This window comes from Flavobacterium frigidum (genome assembly GCF_048286735.1).
GTDB lineage: Bacteria > Bacteroidota > Bacteroidia > Flavobacteriales > Flavobacteriaceae > Flavobacterium.
In genome coordinates, this window is sequence record NZ_JBLVPU010000006.1 from 56,481 (window position 1) to 74,019 (window position 17,539).

A 17,539-nucleotide genomic window follows, 5' to 3' on the forward strand; every position below is an offset into this window, starting at 1 on the left:
TGTTATCTCTGTATTAAGTTTTCAGAAATTAATATTGGTATGTGATTGTTCTATTTCGTTTATTTAAATAATAGTGCCACAAAAGATAGGTTGCGTAAGATCGAAACGGACTCCATTGTAAAGCATGCGTTTCCATCGCTTCCTTATCGTGAATATCGAGTAATTCTTTAATAGTATTTACTACCGCTACATCGCCTAATGGCAATAAATCCGGTGCTTGCAGGCTAAACATCAAATAAATATCAATGGTCCAGTTTCCTATTCCTTTAATTTTAATGAGTTCCTCCCGTACTTGTGCCGCTGTTTTTAATGGCAAACTGTCTAAATCAAGTTCTTTGTTGATTAAGGCTGTGGCCAAAGCTTTGATGTAGCTTGTTTTTTGACGGCTTACACCAATGGTTCGAAATTCGGCATCAGATAAATCGAATAATACACATGGTTCAAAGACTTGTATCCTTTCTCGCAATCTTAAAAAAGTAGCTTTGGCCGAATCGATCGAGACTTGTTGTTCTAAGATCAATAAAACCAGAGTCTCAAAACCCTGAGGCCGAAAGGGAATTGTTGGCAACCCATATTTTTCAATAATAGTTTTGAAAACGGTGTCTTTAGCTAAAAGGAAATCAATGGCATCTTGCATATTTTTACTTTTTTTAGCCCGGATGAAAACGGCATCCTTTTTATAAGGCAATTTTTTTCGCCTTATAAAAAGATATAGTGTACAGCCGGATTAGCTCCTAGAAATTAAATCCGAACGATCCTTTTATAGTAAAACGATTAGTTTCGGGCACGTTGAGATAATTGGCTCGCCAAGCAAAATCAATTCGGAATACTTTGAAAATATTTCCAATACCAGCGCTGTATTCCCAATATCCTTTTTCTGGCGCATTGTAAACTAATCCAGATGCATTGATGGCTCTATTTTCATCTGAAATACTTCCATAAACACCTTTTATAGAAATTAATTCTCTCCAATTGAGCTTCCGCATAAAAGGAATTCTTGAAAAAACACGACCGTTAAAATTGTGATTCCACTGTAAAGTAGCATATTGATCTGAGACAAATTCATAGAAATTAAGGTTGCTAAACGTATTTTCTATGGTGAAATAGGTTTGGTTTCCTGGAATTACACTCAACAATCCCAACGGCACTTTCCCGAAGGTTTTGCCCACTTCTACAATAATATTTGTTCTTCCTAAGGGACCAATAATGATAGGTTGTTTGTAATACAACTGCAGCTTATCGTATTTGAAATCACTGTTTAAAAGCCCTTTAAATCCGTGACTGTAATTGACAAAAAAGCGACTATAAGGGCTGTCTACATTGCTTCTTTCTACACCAAAACCGATTGTCTTACGCTTTGGAGAATATTCAATTTGAAAGTTTGCTTCAGATTGTTTGACATCACTTTTTGTAATTCCATTAGCGATATCCGTGTAATAGTCCAGACTAAATGTGGGCGAAGCAGACTCGAGTGTACGGTATGAAATTCCCGCTTGCAACACTAAATTTTTAACAGGCTCCATTTCTATTGCCATATTAGTTAAGTTTATTTTCGTCAATTTTCCATTACTACCCGACGAAAACACTGCTGAAGAGGCAAAACTTCTGCCCAAAATATCGTTTGTAGTTGTTAAACTAGCTCCTATTTGCTCAATGTCTCGCCTATTCCCTAGAGACAAAATGACTCTGTTTTTTTTATCGACCATCCATTTTCCAGAGAGTCCGTATTTAAACTTATCATCATCAAATCCATAAGCAGTATAGGCTTGAACACGCCATGGATCATTCGGCCCAAAATATGTTCTACCGCCAACACGCAAACGAATACCTTCTACTTCATTGTATCCAAAACTCGAAAAAACAGGTCCATAATCGAAATTTTTAAACTCGACATACCCACTTCCTAAAATAGAAACCATACTGTATAATTGCTTAAATCGGTTTACTGTTTGCAACGTATCAAGCATTTTGTATACGCCCAATTCATCTTTGCTTAAATTCTCAAAACGATTCTCATTCCAGTATTCCTCTGATTTTTTATAGACTTCATCATCCATATAATTGACCTCATCCTTGTAGAATGCTACTGGCAACTCTTTATTGAACTGATGATTTCTATAAAAACTGGTACGTTTTCCATAAACACCCTTAGAACTTTCTTTTTTGTTCAAAGCAAAATCAGACATCAAATAATCCTTGGTTAAAAGAAAAACAGAATCACTGACAACTTCAAATTCCTGCTCTAAATAAATATCTTTCACCCAATTGATATTGGCACTTTTGGTAACTGCCATATTAATTTTCTTGATGGCAAATGTGGAATCATTCACCCAAAAATCACCTTTAAATGTTAATTCATTTTTACGCCTTGGATAAAAAACAATATTGTAACACCATTTTTTGTCAATGAAAGCACTGTCTTTTAACACATAATTATAGACATCAATTCCCGTTTTAGATAACGGACTGGTAAAACTTTTATCAAAGAAAGTCAAGTAGTTGTTGTAGATGTTGTAATCTGAATACAAGTCTTTCACAAAAGATAATATCTGTTGGTTTCCATTAAAACCAGATGTTTTACTGGCTTTAATTTTCTCCTTTACTTTATTTAGTTTCGCATCTCCATAAACATCTATCAATGATTCATTGATAAAAATAGGCAAATACGTTTTACCTGTAATTTTCGAAGTATCCATTTGGTTGAAAATGAATTCCATTCCTTTAAACACCCTGTTTTTCATAAAAGCACTGTCAATAGAGTTCATGTCGAATTCTATTTTTTCGTACTTTTCCATTTGGTATTGGTTGTACATAAACAGACCGTTTTTACGCTTTCGTTCCCAAATTTTGCGCAAAATATCTAATGCAGGATTATTTTTTTTAGAAGTTTTACCAGCAAAAACAACTACTTCATTCAAACTTTCGGCTTCACTCAGCTGAATTTTAAAATTATAATTGACTGCTTTGTCTAACGTTATTTCTTTTTCAGAAAATCCTACTGAGGAAATTAGTAATGTAACGTACGTTTTAGCGGATTCTAAGTAAAACTTACCATCTTCATTAGTCACTATTCCTTCACTAGATCCCTTGAAAACTACATTCGCAAATGGAATAGGCTGGTTTTGTTTATCTACCACAACACCGCTCACTTTGGTTTGAGCAAAAGCAATTGTAGTCGAGATCACTACAAAAAACAGAAAAAACAAGAAATTTTTTTTCATAATCATTCAAAAAAAAACTTCATCAAATTAAAAAATTGATGAAGTTTCAAATATAGTTAATTTAAGCTAGTGCCATATTGAATACTTAATGAGCATTTTTATAAAACATATTAAATATCAAATCATTTGGAACTGACTATTTTTTATACATCACTTTTTTTACTGCTTTTACAACATCACCAGCATTTGGCAACCACTCTTTCAACAAAACAGGAGAATACGGTGCCGGAGTATCTGCTGTGGTAATACGTTGGATAGGTGCATCTAGAAAATCAAAAGCACGCTCTTGCACAATATAGGTAATCTCCGAAGCAACACTTGCAAATGGCCAAGCTTCCTCAAGAACTACTAGTCTATTTGTTTTTCTAACCGAAGTTAAAATCGTTTCGTAATCCATAGGACGTACGGTTCTCAAATCGACAATTTCACAAGAAATACCTTCTTTAGCTAATTCATCAGCAGCAATGTGCGCTTCTTTGATGATTTTTCCAAAAGATACAATTGTAACATCAGTACCTTCACGTTTGATGTCAGCAACTCCAAGCGGAATTGTATATTCTCCATCTGGCACTTCACCTTTGTCACCATACATTTGCTCTGATTCCATAAAAATTACAGGATCATTATCGCGAATAGCGGCTTTTAATAAACCTTTTGCATCATAAACCGTAGATGGAACTACCACTTTAAGACCTGGCGTGTTTGCAAACCAGTTTTCTAACGCTTGTGAGTGCGTAGCGCCTAATTGTCCCGCTGAAGCGGTTGGTCCACGGAAAACGATAGGTACATTAAATTGCCCACCAGTCATCTGACGCATTTTGGCAGCGTTGTTTATAATTTGGTCAATTCCCACTAAACAAAAATTAAAGGTCATGTATTCCACAATTGGTCTACATCCGTTCATGGCTGATCCCACTGCAATACCAGTAAAACCAAGCTCTGCAATAGGAGTATCAATCACTCGTTTCTCACCAAACTCTGCAAGCATCCCTTTAGATGCTTTGTATGCGCCATTATATTCGGCAACTTCCTCACCCATTAAGTATATAGACTCGTCGTGACGCATTTCTTCGCTCATCGCTTCACAAATAGCCTCTCTAAATTGTATCGTTCTCATATTTTATGTTGTATGTGTCTAATTTTCGAACAGCAAAAATAAATATTTTAAATCACTTAAAAGCATAAATTTCTCTAAATTAATTCAGGATTTCAAGCGCTATTTTAAGGAGCTATTTCCGGCTCTTCGCTGTATCTTCGTGTGGCTAAAGGAGCCACAAGAAGGATGCCGCTGCTATCCGGGCTACGAAAACGATGTAATAAACCTTAATTATTTTAGTATGATAGTTTTACTAGAACTGACAAATGATTATAAACGATTTTAAAAACACAACTAACTTGAATTTAAAATTATAAAAAAAATCAAGTTTTTTCTTGCAAGAGTTGTTTTTTTTTTTTATCTAGCATGTATAACCTTAAAACATTATACTATGAAAAAATTATTATTTACAGCAGTTGCATTAATTGCTTTTTCTGGATTAGCGGTAGCCAATAACGAGTCAAAAACTGTTAGCAACACTGAAAAATTACCAGTAACAAGAGAAGAAAATACAAAAACGAACACTTTAGAAGAGAAAGATGTTTGGTTTTGCTATAAAGTTTCAGAATCTACAAGTTATAATGGTTTAAACGGCGTAACAACCGTTACAACTACTTATCATTGCACTTGGTATTCCTTAGCGGCTGAATAAACCGAACATTTTAAATATACAAATACGAAAGGGTGAAACTCCCTTTCATTTTTTTAATCAAACCACATATGAATTATAATTTTTTTTCAATCGTACTTATATTGTTTTTTAATTTTACAACTGCACAAACTCTAAAGGCTATTCTTATAGAAAAACCAATTAAAGGAATTGGAGACGAGACAACACTTTCTGACAAAGCACTTAAACCAATGGTTTTTTCCTATCTCTATTCAGAAAATAAATCAATACAAAATTTAATTTCTAACGAAAAATCCTCAATTGATACAACCTATATTGAAAAATACGGAATAAAACACCAAACAACATCGTCCATAAGTCGACCTTCCTCTTTCAATAGATTTAAAGATTTCAACTTAAAAAAATTAAAAATTGTTTTTACTCAAGATAATAAGGACATAAATATAAAAGAATCATTACCCGTATTTAAATGGAAATTAATTAGCGAAAGCCAAACTATTAACGGTTATGTTTGTAAAAAAGCAACAACAATCAATACCACATTCAACTCCAATCAATCCATCGTTGCTTGGTACACTGAAGATATACCAATTAACGATGGACCCATGCACTACAGCGGCTTACCCGGATTCATAATACAAGTGGAGATTAGTGACATTACAGTTTTAACTTTTGACAAATTGGTTTTCAACAAAGAAAACACACCAATCGAAGAACCTAACAACAGAGCTACAGAAATGAGTTTCAGTGACTATTCGAAACAAAGTAACAAATAATGATTCATTTTTTTCAGGATATTTGTTCACTAAAAAAGCAGTTTCTCTGCTTTTTTTTATTGTTTGCTGTACCTATATTTAGTCAAAATAACGTGACCGGTTCAGTCGTGGACATCTCCAGTAAACCAATAAGTCAGGCAACTATACAATTAAAAGATATTAAAAATGATCAAATTTTCGCTTTTTCCTTTTCTGACACTTCAGGAAATTTTCGCCTAGTGGTAGACAAGAAAGGTTTATATATACTAAAAATAAGTTATTTGGGTTTCAAGTCTTTCACAAAGGAAATTGAAATAACAAATAATTTGCTAGACGTAGGCAAAATTACACTCGAAGAAAACAAAATTGATCTGGAAAATGTAATCATTAAGAACGAGGCTGCGGGAATGACTGAAATTGGCGATACACTAAGATACCGGATTGAAAAATTTCTAAATGGTACCGAAGAAACTTTGAAAGATGTCATCAAAAAATTACCTGGCCTAGACATAGACTCGCAAGGCAAAATCAAAGCAAATGGAAAAGAAGTAGACAAACTTTTAATTGATGGAGAGGAATTTTTTATTAACCAACAAAAAATAGCCACCGAAAACATCACTGCTGAAATGGTTAAAAATATTGAATTAATAAAAAACTATACTGAATTTAAGACTATTAAAAAAAACAATAAATCTGAGATTACTGCATTAAACATCAACATCAAAGAACAATTTAAAAATAAACTTACAGGAAACGTATCCGCGGGAGCTGGCGATAACAAATATAAAGTACACGCCACACTATTCAATTTTAGCAAAAAAACGTTATTTAGTCTGATTAGCGATTCTAATAATACGGGGGAACTTTCCATGAATATTGACGATTACACCAAATTTACAAACCAAAAAGAAGAGGGTACTATTGGTGAAACCACATTTTCGAAAAATGATGATTTACCCCGATTTTTAACCATTGGAAATAATGTAAAAGAACGATCCTCCTATTTCACTGGTTTAAATCTGAAATATTCACCCAATAAAAAAACGCAGGTAAACTTCTACTCGATTTTTAATAGTGTAGATCAAATTGAACAACAGTCAAATACGCAATTCTACTACTCCAACTCTGGAGTTTTCTCCAATAAAGACAGTAGATTTAGTACTGAAGAAACCGTTTTTACTAATTCCTCTATAGATATTGCCCACAAACCAAATAAAAAAACATTAATCAGCTATAAAGGGTCTTTTTCGGGCATAAATAAAACCAATTCAATTGAAATTGACAACAACCCAAAACAATTAAACAATGCGACAGAACTAACAGACTACACATTCAATCATCAATTGAATTTCGCTACACTTTTCGAAAATAACAGAGGCTTTAATTTTTCTTTAAAACAGCAAATTCTCAAAAAATCAAACCTTTTAAATATCGAATCCAACCTTCCTTTTTTAGCTTTAAACTTTGAGAATAATGCTTACAAAATTATTCAGAATAGCGACTTAAACAAGAACAATATAGATGTTAACGCCAATTACACCTTCAATGTAAAAAAGACAGCTAACGAATTTTTTATGGAGTCCTCGTCAAGAAAAGATAATTATAAAAGTACTGAAGAGCAGTTTTCGCAATTTGAAAATGACGTAGTCACAGAAAACAGCGTTCAAAGTTTTGGACTACAAACTAAATTTAAATTTTCAGCCAAAACGACATTCTCATCTGCTTTTTCCTACTCCAGAATTAAATTTAAAATGGATAATTCAACCGATACAAAGTGGTTATTTGCACCCAAAATAAGCTTAAAAACAGACTTTAGCTCCACTCATTATATCAAATTATCTTTTTCTAGAAACAACGGCCTCACAGAAGCAGAAAATCTAATACCAAACAGTCTTATTAGTGATTACAGAACCATTTACTCAAATGTAAACCTTAGATTAAACAGTGTGTCACCAAACAATCAAGTAGGAATTGATTATTTCTATTTTGATAATAAAAAAAAATTATCCATTATTTCTAATCTTTCATATTATAAGGCAACAAATATCATGTCCAATAACTCCAGTGCCGATGCAGCGGTAAATTTGATTCAATATCAGCTGGCTCCATTTGAAAACCGTTTTAACTCGATGCTTTATTCAGAGAAAACACTTTCTTTTGTTCCCTATTCAATTAGAGCAAGTACTTCCTATTCCTCTAGTTCTAAAATTTTATTTTCAAATAACCTTAATCAAAATTTAAAAACAGAATCGACTTCTGGATATCTTTCGTTTATATCAAGATTAAGACAAACCAGTTTACAATTTGAAACCGGAGTGGCAGTATCAAAAGACGTATATAAAGATGTCCTTTTTAATAATCGCATTTCAATACTAAATCCTTTTATCGAAACTAGTTTTAAAATCTCCAATACTATATCATTCGTAAATAAATTCTCTTACAAAAAAATAAGCGCTTCCACTTCATCTAACGAAATTTATCAGCTCAGTCCAAGACTTCGTGTAAATTTCCCAAAGTCACAAGTCGAAATAAGCGTAATAGCATACGACATTCTGAACATTAAAAATTACGAACAAATTACACTAACTCGATTCGATAATTTTACAGAAGAAAGAATTTCTCAATCGCTAACAGGTTATTATTTGTTAAATATTAAATTTAAACTGTAAAGTAACGAAAACGAAATAGTTAACAAAAAATATTATGCACGCATAGTATATTATTCAAATTAATATTTTAAATTTGTAAAAGAAATTAAGATTAATAAAAAATATAGGTATGAAAATATTAGTTTGCATCAGTCACGTTCCTGATACTACATCAAAAATTAACTTTGTTAACGGTGATTCTGAATTTGACACAAACGGTGTTCAATATGTAATTAACCCAAACGATGAATTTGGATTAACACGTGCTATTTGGTTTCAAGAACAACAAGGCGCAACGGTAACAGTTGTAAATGTTGGAGGACCTGATACAGAGCCTACTTTAAGAAAAGCTTTAGCCATTGGTGCTAACGAAGCGATCCGAGTAAATGCAACACCTACTGACGGATTTTTTGTTGCCAAACAATTAGCAGAGGTTATCAAAAACGGAGGATACGATCTTGTTATCGCCGGAAAAGAATCATTAGATTATAACGGAGGTATGGTTCCAGGAATGATCGCTGGAATTTTAGGATACAATTTCCTAAACTCTTGTACAAACCTAACGGTTGATGGAACAAGCGTAACTGCAGTTCGCGAAATCGATGGGGGAAAAGAAACAGTAGCAACTAGTTTACCATTAATAATTGGTGGTCAAAAAGGATTGGTTGAGGAAAAAGACTTACGTATTCCAAATATGAGAGGAATCATGACTGCAAGAACAAAAGCCTTAACGATATTAGAGCCAGTAGCCGCAAATGTTAACACTAAAGCAGTGAAATTTGAAAAACCAGCAGCTAAATCAGCAGTAAAATTAATTTCAGCTGATAATTTAGATGAGTTAATTAATTTACTACACAACGAAGCAAAAGTAATCTAACTGTCATAACGTCGAAGGTCAAAAGTCAAAAGGATAGAATTTTACATTAATTTCACTTTAAGACTTTAGACTTTAAAACTTTAAGACTAAAATAAAAAATTATGTCAATATTAATATACGCGGAGTACGCAGAAGGAAAATTTAAAAAAGTAGCATTCGAACTAGCTTCTTATGCGAAAAAAGTAGCTGAAACTTTAGGCACAACGGTTACTGCTGTAACGGTAAATGCCGGAGATGTTTCGGAGTTATCAAAATACGGTGTAGACAAAGTATTAAAAGTAAACAATGACAAACTATCTGGATTTACTGCAAAAGCCTATGCTGATGTCATCAAACAAGCTGCTGAAAAAGAAAACGTAAAATTAGTTTTGCTATCTTCTACAACAGACAGTATTTATCTTTCATCTCTAGTTGCAGTAGCTCTAGAAGCAGGTTATGCATCAAATGTAGTTGGACTACCGATCTCGACAACTCCTTTTCAAGTGAAAAGAACGGCTTTCTCGAACAAGGCATTCAACATTACAGAAATTGAAACCGAAGTTAAAGTACTTGGACTTGCAAAAAACTCATACGGTATTTTCGAAACTCCTTCGACACTTACCGAAGAGGATTTTAATCCTACCATTGGTGACAATGATTTTGGTGTAAAAGTAGAATCAGTAGAAAAAGCATCTGGAAAAGTTTCTATTGCTGATGCTGACATTGTTGTTTCAGCAGGTCGTGGATTAAAAGGTCCTGAGAATTGGGGAATGGTAGAAGAATTAGCTACAGTTCTTGGAGCTGCAACCGCTTGTTCAAAACCAGTTTCAGATTTAGGATGGAGACCTCACGGAGAACACGTAGGACAGACTGGAAAACCCGTAGCTACAAACTTGTATATCGCCATTGGAATTTCGGGAGCGATACAACACATCGCAGGAATCAACTCCTCAAAAGTAAAAGTAGTTATCAATAGTGATGCAGATGCGCCTTTCTTTAAAGTAGCTGATTATGGTATTGTAGGTGATGCCTTTGAAATAGTACCTCAATTGATAGAAAAATTCAAAGCATTCAAAGCTCAGAATTAGAATTCTAAAACATTCACATTACAATTATTGCTGTCCAAAAATAAAAGTTATTCGTACCTTTGCTTTTGGACAGCTTTTTTTATGGTCTATTATCAAAAAATTGCATCCTTATTTTATTAAAAAAAGTACACCGTACTTTTCCATCACAACAATTATGAGCTTAGTTAAATTATCCATAAAAGGAATTTCATACAGTCAAACACAAAACGGAGCTTACGCTTTGATATTGAACGAAGTCGATGGTGACAGAAAATTACCCATTGTCATTGGTGCTTTTGAAGCTCAATCCATTGCTATCGCATTAGAGAAAGAAATAAAACCACCGCGTCCTTTAACACATGACCTTTTCAAGAATTTTGCTGAGCGTTTTGATATCGTAGTAAAACAAGTCATCATTCACAAGTTAGTTGATGGCGTTTTTTATTCCAGTATAATTTGCGAGAGAGATAAAATTGAGGAAATTATCGATGCTAGAACTTCGGACGCAATTGCTCTAGCGCTACGTTTCAATGCTCCAATTTTTACCTATAAAAACATTTTGGACAAAGCAGGAATATACCTCAAAGCAAATCCATTGGAACCCAACAAAGACTCTCAAGAAATTGATGACGTATTGTCTAATCCAGAAACCTTTGGTCGTGAGGAAGAAAGCAATCAATCTGGTTCTACCTATTCTAAGCACAGCTTGCAAGAATTGAATGAATTGTTAGACCAAGCCGTGTCGCATGAAGATTATGAGAAAGCTGCTAAAATTAGAGATGAAATTTCAAAAAGATAATTTTAATATTGCGTTTCATTATGATTTTCTTTAATAGAGATTAAATATTAAAAATTAAGATGTAGTGAAAAATGCTGTTTTATCTATTTTTTATTCACATCTGTTATAAAAATTATTCTATGAAAACAAAAATTTTAGGTGTTGTCGCATCCCTATTCATTTCAACAATTGCATTTTCCCAAGATTATTACCTTCACTGTGGAAAAATTCTTAATACTCTTACTGGTAAAGAATTATCCAACCAAACTATAATTGTTTCTAAAAACAAAATCATAAAAATTCAGGATGGTTTTATTGTCAAAACCAAACCCGAAGACATTGAAATTGACCTGAAAAACAAGTATATACTGCCGGGCTTGATCGATCTTCATGTACATATTGAAGGCGAACAAAATACAAAAAGCTATATGTCAAAATATTTGGAAAACGAGGCTGACATCGCTTTTCAGGCAGTTCGTTGTGCAGAAATCACTCTTCTAGCTGGCTTTACAACGGTACGCGATTTAGGCGGAACAGGTGTTAATATCTCCATTAGAAACGCTATTAACAAAGGAATTGTAAAAGGTCCAAGAATCTTCACTGCAGGGAAAGCTATTGCCACTACAGGCGGACATGCTGACCCAACGAACGGAAGCAACCGAAAACTTGTAGGAGATCCTGGTCCACACGAAGGTGTAATTAATTCTCCTGAAGAAGCAGTAAAAGCAGTAAGAGAACGGTACAAAGAAGGAGCCGATGTTATTAAAATTACAGCTACAGGCGGTGTTTTAAGCGTAGCGAAAAGCGGTAAAAATCCACAATTTTCTTTAGAAGAAATCAAAGCCATTACTACAACTGCCAAAGATTATAACATGTTAACTGCCGCGCACGCACACGGCGATGAAGGAATGCAGCGAGCCATACTTGGCGGCATAAAAACTATCGAACATGGCACTTTCATGAGCGAAGAAACTATGGAATTAATGAAAAAGTATGATGCGTATTTGGTCCCTACGCTTACTGCCGGTAAAGAAGTAGAAAAAAATGCAGAGATTAATGGATTTTATCCCGAAATTGTGGTTCCCAAGGCTAGAGAAGTAGGTCCGCAACTAAAAGCTACTTTTGCAAAAGCATACCAAAAAGGAGTGAAAATCGCTTTTGGAACAGATGCTGGTGTTTATCCCCATGGCATCAATGCTAAGGAATTTGGCTATATGGTAGATGCTGGAATGCCACAGTTAGCAGCCATTCAATCAGCAACAATAACTAATGCTATGTTGCTGGGTATGGGTAATGAAATAGGACAAATCAAAGAAACCTTTCTGGCAGATATTATCGCAGTAAATGAAAATCCGTTGTCAAATATCAAAACGCTAGAAAAAATGTCGTTTGTGATGAAAGACGGAAAAATATATAAAAACTAAAATCAGTACCATTTATACAACTGCAGGATAATGAAGCAATATTTAGACTTAGTACAACACGTCATGGAAAACGGTTGTCAAAAAGGAGATCGCACAGGCACAGGCACTAAAAGTGTGTTTGGTTACCAAATGCGTTTTGATTTAAGTGAAGGTTTCCCAATGGTTACTACCAAAAAGCTACACCTAAAATCAATAATTTATGAATTACTTTGGTTTTTAAAAGGCGATACAAATATTAAGTACCTTCAGGAAAACGGAGTTAAAATTTGGGATGCTTGGGCTGATACCAATGGCGATTTAGGACCCGTTTATGGCCAGCAATGGCGCAACTGGAACGGTGAAGAGATTGATCAAATCTCAGAATTGATTAAAGAGTTAAAAACCAATCCTAACAGCCGCAGAATGCTGGTTTCTGCATGGAATCCCTCAGTTCTTCCTGACACTACAAAATCATTTGACGATAATGTAGCTAACAATAAAGCCGCTTTGCCTCCTTGTCATGCATTCTTTCAGTTTTATGTATCGGACGGTAAATTATCGTGTCAATTGTACCAGCGAAGTGCTGACATTTTTTTAGGTGTTCCTTTTAATATTGCTTCTTACGCGCTACTCACGATGATGATTGCGCAGGTTTGCGACTTGGAACCAGGGGAATTCATTCACACTTTTGGCGATGCGCATATTTACAACAATCATTTTGAACAACTCGAATTGCAATTGTCCCGTGAGCCAAAACCATTACCAAAAATGATTTTAAATCCAGATATAAAAGATATTTTCGATTTCGATTTCGAAGATTTCACACTCGAAGGTTATGAACCGCATCCTATCATAAAAGGTACTGTAGCTATTTAAAGAATAAAAAAACGGTGTTTTAGTTATACGACTAAAACACCGTTTTCATTTCCTGCAAATGCATTCCATTTGAAAGAATCTGCGTCAGGCTCATTGACAAATGTGCCATCAATAACGTACTTAAATTCATAAGAAGCGTTTCTATTTACATCAAATACCCCTTTGAACGTACCATTTTTTAATTTATTCAAAGTTCCTTCAGCACTATTCCAGTTATTAAAATCCCCTACAACCGAAGCGTGATTTGCTTCTTTTGCTGCAACTGAAAAAGTAGCTTTACATACTGGTTTTGTTTTTACAAACTGTTTTTTGATAGCCATAACTATTTCATTTATAGATTTATATGGCAAAGTAAATAAAAGAAAGTGAAGTTTCAACACCAACTATAAAATTTAATAGAATGGTGTAAACTATGTTAATTTATACCTGATTTAATAATTAAAAATAGCTAAATTTACTATTCGGAAATCCGAAAACGTTTTCATTACAAATTATCAACTGGCAAAATAGTGCCTTTCCAAAATATATTTTACCTTTATAAACAAAATTATAATTGATGGAAAAAGAACTACACGAGCAGTACGAATATGCCCGAAGAAGAATAAAACAAAAAAAAGGACTCTATTTCCATTTTGTTGTTTTCGTTTTAGGAAGTTTAATGCTATTTATTGCTAATAAATTTTTCGAAATTGCTGTAGATTCTCATTGGTCTATTTGGATAATTACAATCTGGTTGTTCCTTTTTATTCTACATTTTATAAAAATTTTCATAACAGATCGTTTTATGAACAAAAATTGGGAAAGAGAGCAAATAGACCGACTTGTAGCATTACAGCAAAAGAAAATAGATCAATTACAAACGCAGGTTAACAATGATAACCAACAATAAAAAGTACATTTATAATGATAATAATGATTGCGGCCGTTGCCGAAAATAATGCATTGGGAAAAAACAATGATTTGCTTTGGCACTTACCTAATGATTTCAAAAGGTTCAAATCACTTACCTCTGGACACCACATTATAATGGGAAGAAAGACTTTTGAAAGTTTTCCAAAACCATTACCAAATAGAACTCACATTATCATAACTAGAGAAAAAGGATACAAAGCAGAAGGGTGTATAATAGTAGATAGTATAGACAAAGCGTTAGCGGTTTGTCCCAAAGATCAAGATAAGTATATCATTGGTGGTGGTGAAATTTATACCTTAGGACTTCCCTACGCTGATAAACTAGACATTACTAGAGTACACCACTCTTTTGAGGCAGATACTTACTTTCCAGATATCGATTCTAAAATTTGGGAACTTTCTGATTCTGTGTTTAATAGTAAAGACGATCATCATATGTATGATTTTACCTTTCAAACTTTCCTTAGAAAATAAAACAAAAAAACATCCTTTTTACAGGATGTTTTTTTTTACCATTGATTTAAGAGATGACCTACTCTTGAAAGAGTATTTGATAACATAAAATAAAATTTACAAATAGTAGTAAAACTCCAGAAACGAGGATTATTACATTTGATGTTTTCTGAGAATACATCTCAAAAAAGCCTTTAATACCAAATACCACGAAGGTACTAAAGACGAAAAAAATTAAAATTTCCAAAAACAAATTTAATCCTAAGAACGTGTTTGGCGCTTTAACAACAACACTGTCGTTTAAAACAGTATTTTCAAAACAGCTAACAAGAACAAATGAGATAAAAAACGCTAGAATTATCCACTTGATTTGGTTGATCAATTCTCTTTTAATCATTTAATATGGTTATTTTCCTGAATTACAAATTTGTACAATTAAATCCTTTAACGCAATACCCACTTTTAGTGATATTTCAATTAAAATGAAAATTAACATCACATTCATCTTTTTTTGACTAGAGATAAACTTGTCTCAATTTTTTGAAACTCATTTTAAGTTCATTAAGATTGTATTATATTTGCACAAACTAAAATAATGTCAGAGAAAATAACGCCCTATAAAGATTCAGCCCTCGGTAAAAAAGAACAAGTCGCACAAATGTTTGACACCATTTCTGGAAATTATGACAATCTAAATCGTGTCATTTCTTTTGGTATTGATATCAAATGGCGTAAAAAAGTATTGCATATGGTTGCGAAATCAAATCCAAAGATAATTCTTGATATTGCAACAGGAACAGGTGATTTGGCAATATTGATGGCGCAGACAAAAGCAGAAAAAATTATTGGTTTAGATATCTCTGCTGGTATGCTAGAGGTAGGCGTAAAAAAAATAGCTTCAAAAAACCTTTCTAACACCATCGAAATGATTTTGGGTGATTCTGAAAACATGCCTTTTGAGGACAACTACTTTGACGCAATTACTGTTGCATTTGGCGTACGTAATTTTGAAACTTTAGAAAAAGGTTTGGCTGAAATCTTAAGAGTTTTGAAACCAAATGGCGTATTTGTAATTCTAGAAACTTCTGTCCCAGACAAAACACCTTATAAACAAGGCTACAATTTTTACAGTAAAAACATACTTCCTATAATTGGCAAGATCTTTTCAAAAGATACTGTTGCCTATGGCTATTTATCAGAATCTGCTGCAGCGTTTCCATATGGAGAAGCTTTGAACAATATTTTAAGAAAAATTGGGTTTATAGATGTCGTAGCCTTACCGCAAACTTTTGGTGTTGCTACCATTTACTCTGCTTCTAAAAAATAATATTGAAGATTTCAGCATAAATATGAAAAAATTAATTGTCTTACTGTTTTTTGCTTTTGTAATAAAAGGATACACACAAAATTCTAAAAACATATTTAGCAAAGACCCCATTATTAATTTGGAAAATTTTCAAAAAAAGAGAGTATACTATGGATTTTACCTCGGATTCAATTCCTATGATTTCAAAATTGATTACAAAACAGTAGGACCTGATATTCTCATTAAAAAAACTACCGGATTTAACGTAGGAATCGTAGGCGATTTAAAACTTCAAGAATACATTAATTTACGATTTGAACCTGGTTTGTATTACACAAAAAGAGATTTGTATTATCCTCCAAATTCAGCTTTTACAAAAAATAGTGATGCGTTAAGAGAGGTAAATAGCACTAACATACACTTTCCTTTATTGTTGAAATTCTCCTCTTTGCGTACCGGAAATATTCGACCGTATGCGCTAGGAGGTGTATCTGCAACATTAAATTTATCTAGTAATTCTAAATTAATTGACGACAATCTAGAACAACGATTTCGAGTAAAATCATGGACAACCAATTATGAATTGGGTTTAGGAATTGATCTTTTCTCTGAATATTTCATATTTTCACCATCAATCAGAGGTGTTTTTGGTATGAATGATGAATTAATTAGGGACAAAGACCCAAATAGTCCCTGGACCAGCAATATAGAATCTTTGAAAACTCGTGCTGTGTTCATTAATTTCACGTTCCATTAAAGTCCTTTAAAAATATTATTTGAGACTTTAAATGGCATTAAAATAAATTTTAGCTCCGACAAAACTCACTCAATACAATGGCAGTTGCCGTAGCGACATTAAGACTTTCCGTTTTTTGAACTGCTCCAAAACGAGGAATCGTCAGTCGGTTTTGTACCAATTTTTCTAATTCAACCGATATTCCATTGGCCTCATTCCCCATAATTAGTATTCCCTCGTTGGGCAAAGCCGATTTGTAAATATTATCTCCGTCCATAAAAGTACCAAAAACGGGCAATTTCGACTCAGCAATAAAATGCTCTAAATCAATGTAATTCACATTGACCCTACCGATAGAACCCATAGTAGCTTGAACTACTTTTGGATTATAAATATCGACAGTCTCCTTAGAACATAGAATCTGCTTCACGCCAAACCAATCACACAATCTCAAAATAGTTCCTAAATTTCCTGGATCACGAATAGTATCGAGCGCAAGGATTAATCCAGTTGTTGTAATTGATTCTTCTTGAGGCATCTTAAAAACTCCCAAACAGGTATTTGGGGTTGCTAATGCACTTATTTTTTTTAAATCACTTTCTTGAATAATCGTTTTTTTAAACATTGCCACTTCTTCAAAATCATGCTGGATCGTATACAAATGTTCTAGTACAAAATTAGAAGATAATAACTCTTGAATCCCTTTTACGCCTTCGGCAAAAAATAATTTATTGGCAATTCTATATTTTTTTTGCTGCAAACTCGTTATAAGCTTTATTTGGTTTTTACTAACCATAAAAT

General features: G+C 33.5%; 17 protein-coding genes. 12 read left to right on the plus strand and 5 right to left on the minus strand.

What is annotated here, in order from left to right:
- Window positions 1-28 precede the first annotated feature (28 nt).
- From ACNQGO_RS05335 to ACNQGO_RS05345, 3 genes are all read right to left on the minus strand, one after another.
- Window positions 29-637: a DNA-3-methyladenine glycosylase family protein gene (locus ACNQGO_RS05335; protein WP_417984566.1), complete on the minus strand. Its 609-nt coding sequence runs from the start codon at window positions 635-637 to the stop codon at window positions 29-31.
- A gap of 97 nt (window positions 638-734) precedes the next feature.
- A complete protein-coding gene (locus ACNQGO_RS05340) occupies window positions 735-3,221 on the minus strand; it encodes a DUF5686 and carboxypeptidase-like regulatory domain-containing protein (RefSeq protein WP_417984568.1) in 2,487 nt (828 codons plus the stop codon).
- A 136-nt stretch (window positions 3,222-3,357) separates the two neighbouring features.
- The gene (locus ACNQGO_RS05345; RefSeq protein ID WP_417946200.1) at window positions 3,358-4,338 is read right to left on the minus strand and encodes a pyruvate dehydrogenase complex E1 component subunit beta; all 981 of its coding nucleotides are present in this window, start codon (window positions 4,336-4,338) and stop codon (window positions 3,358-3,360) included.
- Between the two features lie 370 nt (window positions 4,339-4,708).
- Between ACNQGO_RS05345 and ACNQGO_RS05350 the strand changes: the two genes are divergently transcribed.
- The 8 genes from ACNQGO_RS05350 to ACNQGO_RS05385 all read left to right on the plus strand — a co-directional run bounded on the left by ACNQGO_RS05350 (window position 4,709) and on the right by ACNQGO_RS05385 (window position 13,331).
- Window positions 4,709-4,969, plus strand: coding sequence for a hypothetical protein (locus ACNQGO_RS05350; RefSeq protein WP_417984570.1), 261 nt, complete (start codon window positions 4,709-4,711; stop codon window positions 4,967-4,969).
- Window positions 4,970-5,037: 68 nt separating this feature from the next.
- On the plus strand, window positions 5,038-5,724 hold the full coding sequence (locus ACNQGO_RS05355; RefSeq protein ID WP_417984572.1) for a GLPGLI family protein: 687 nt from the start codon (window positions 5,038-5,040) through the stop codon (window positions 5,722-5,724).
- Window positions 5,725-5,816: 92 nt separating this feature from the next.
- On the plus strand, window positions 5,817-8,372 hold the full coding sequence (locus tag ACNQGO_RS05360) for a carboxypeptidase-like regulatory domain-containing protein (RefSeq protein WP_417984574.1): 2,556 nt from the start codon (window positions 5,817-5,819) through the stop codon (window positions 8,370-8,372).
- Between the two features lie 109 nt (window positions 8,373-8,481).
- Entirely contained in the window at window positions 8,482-9,228 is a 747-nt protein-coding gene (locus ACNQGO_RS05365) for an electron transfer flavoprotein subunit beta/FixA family protein (RefSeq protein WP_417984576.1), read from the plus strand.
- Window positions 9,229-9,329: 101 nt separating this feature from the next.
- Entirely contained in the window at window positions 9,330-10,295 is a 966-nt protein-coding gene (locus ACNQGO_RS05370; protein WP_309755929.1) for an electron transfer flavoprotein subunit alpha/FixB family protein, read from the plus strand.
- A 154-nt stretch (window positions 10,296-10,449) separates the two neighbouring features.
- Entirely contained in the window at window positions 10,450-11,073 is a 624-nt protein-coding gene (locus ACNQGO_RS05375; RefSeq protein ID WP_309755927.1) for a bifunctional nuclease domain-containing protein, read from the plus strand.
- 119 nt (window positions 11,074-11,192) lie between these two features.
- Window positions 11,193-12,476: a metal-dependent hydrolase family protein gene (locus tag ACNQGO_RS05380; RefSeq protein WP_417984578.1), complete on the plus strand. Its 1,284-nt coding sequence runs from the start codon at window positions 11,193-11,195 to the stop codon at window positions 12,474-12,476.
- 30 nt (window positions 12,477-12,506) lie between these two features.
- Window positions 12,507-13,331 (plus strand): thymidylate synthase, encoded by an 825-nt coding sequence (locus ACNQGO_RS05385; protein WP_417984580.1) that lies wholly within the window; start codon window positions 12,507-12,509, stop codon window positions 13,329-13,331.
- A gap of 23 nt (window positions 13,332-13,354) precedes the next feature.
- On the opposite strand, the gene ACNQGO_RS05390 is transcribed toward ACNQGO_RS05385, so the two are convergent.
- The gene (locus ACNQGO_RS05390; protein WP_417984582.1) at window positions 13,355-13,651 is read right to left on the minus strand and encodes an isoamylase early set domain-containing protein; all 297 of its coding nucleotides are present in this window, start codon (window positions 13,649-13,651) and stop codon (window positions 13,355-13,357) included.
- 236 nt (window positions 13,652-13,887) lie between these two features.
- On the opposite strand from ACNQGO_RS05390, the gene ACNQGO_RS05395 reads away from it, so the two are divergent.
- The 4 genes from ACNQGO_RS05395 (at window position 13,888) to porT (ending at window position 16,759) form a co-directional block, all read left to right on the plus strand.
- Window positions 13,888-14,220 carry a 2TM domain-containing protein gene (locus ACNQGO_RS05395; RefSeq protein ID WP_309754870.1) on the plus strand — a complete coding sequence of 111 codons (333 nt, stop codon included), beginning with the start codon at window positions 13,888-13,890 and terminating at the stop codon, window positions 14,218-14,220.
- A 14-nt stretch (window positions 14,221-14,234) separates the two neighbouring features.
- On the plus strand, window positions 14,235-14,717 hold the full coding sequence (locus ACNQGO_RS05400) for a dihydrofolate reductase (protein WP_417984584.1): 483 nt from the start codon (window positions 14,235-14,237) through the stop codon (window positions 14,715-14,717).
- Window positions 14,718-15,291: 574 nt separating this feature from the next.
- Window positions 15,292-16,023, plus strand: a complete 732-nt coding sequence (gene ubiE / locus ACNQGO_RS05405) for a bifunctional demethylmenaquinone methyltransferase/2-methoxy-6-polyprenyl-1,4-benzoquinol methylase UbiE (protein ID WP_417984586.1) — start codon at window positions 15,292-15,294, stop codon at window positions 16,021-16,023.
- A gap of 22 nt (window positions 16,024-16,045) precedes the next feature.
- Window positions 16,046-16,759, plus strand: a complete 714-nt coding sequence (gene porT / locus ACNQGO_RS05410; RefSeq protein ID WP_417984588.1) for a type IX secretion/gliding motility protein PorT/SprT — start codon at window positions 16,046-16,048, stop codon at window positions 16,757-16,759.
- Between the two features lie 49 nt (window positions 16,760-16,808).
- Here porT and ACNQGO_RS05415 read toward each other — a convergent pair whose 3' ends face one another.
- Window positions 16,809-17,534 (minus strand): RNA methyltransferase, encoded by a 726-nt coding sequence (locus ACNQGO_RS05415; RefSeq protein WP_417984590.1) that lies wholly within the window; start codon window positions 17,532-17,534, stop codon window positions 16,809-16,811.
- Between the last annotated feature and the right edge of the window lie 5 nt (window positions 17,535-17,539).

Coding starts and splice junctions, on each gene's coding strand:
- ACNQGO_RS05335 (WP_417984566.1), bottom strand. CDS start 637: ATGCAAGATGCCATTGATTTCCTTTTAGCTAAAGACACCGTTTTCAAA.
- ACNQGO_RS05340 (WP_417984568.1), bottom strand. CDS start 3,221: ATGAAAAAAAATTTCTTGTTTTTTCTGTTTTTTGTAGTGATCTCGACT.
- ACNQGO_RS05345 (WP_417946200.1), bottom strand. CDS start 4,338: ATGAGAACGATACAATTTAGAGAGGCTATTTGTGAAGCGATGAGCGAA.
- ACNQGO_RS05350 (WP_417984570.1), top strand. CDS start 4,709: ATGAAAAAATTATTATTTACAGCAGTTGCATTAATTGCTTTTTCTGGA.
- ACNQGO_RS05355 (WP_417984572.1), top strand. CDS start 5,038: ATGAATTATAATTTTTTTTCAATCGTACTTATATTGTTTTTTAATTTT.
- ACNQGO_RS05365 (WP_417984576.1), top strand. CDS start 8,482: ATGAAAATATTAGTTTGCATCAGTCACGTTCCTGATACTACATCAAAA.
- ACNQGO_RS05370 (WP_309755929.1), top strand. CDS start 9,330: ATGTCAATATTAATATACGCGGAGTACGCAGAAGGAAAATTTAAAAAA.
- ACNQGO_RS05375 (WP_309755927.1), top strand. CDS start 10,450: ATGAGCTTAGTTAAATTATCCATAAAAGGAATTTCATACAGTCAAACA.
- ACNQGO_RS05380 (WP_417984578.1), top strand. CDS start 11,193: ATGAAAACAAAAATTTTAGGTGTTGTCGCATCCCTATTCATTTCAACA.
- ACNQGO_RS05385 (WP_417984580.1), top strand. CDS start 12,507: ATGAAGCAATATTTAGACTTAGTACAACACGTCATGGAAAACGGTTGT.
- ACNQGO_RS05390 (WP_417984582.1), bottom strand. CDS start 13,651: ATGGCTATCAAAAAACAGTTTGTAAAAACAAAACCAGTATGTAAAGCT.
- ACNQGO_RS05395 (WP_309754870.1), top strand. CDS start 13,888: ATGGAAAAAGAACTACACGAGCAGTACGAATATGCCCGAAGAAGAATA.
- ACNQGO_RS05400 (WP_417984584.1), top strand. CDS start 14,235: ATGATAATAATGATTGCGGCCGTTGCCGAAAATAATGCATTGGGAAAA.
- ubiE (WP_417984586.1), top strand. CDS start 15,292: ATGTCAGAGAAAATAACGCCCTATAAAGATTCAGCCCTCGGTAAAAAA.
- porT (WP_417984588.1), top strand. CDS start 16,046: ATGAAAAAATTAATTGTCTTACTGTTTTTTGCTTTTGTAATAAAAGGA.
- ACNQGO_RS05415 (WP_417984590.1), bottom strand. CDS start 17,534: ATGGTTAGTAAAAACCAAATAAAGCTTATAACGAGTTTGCAGCAAAAA.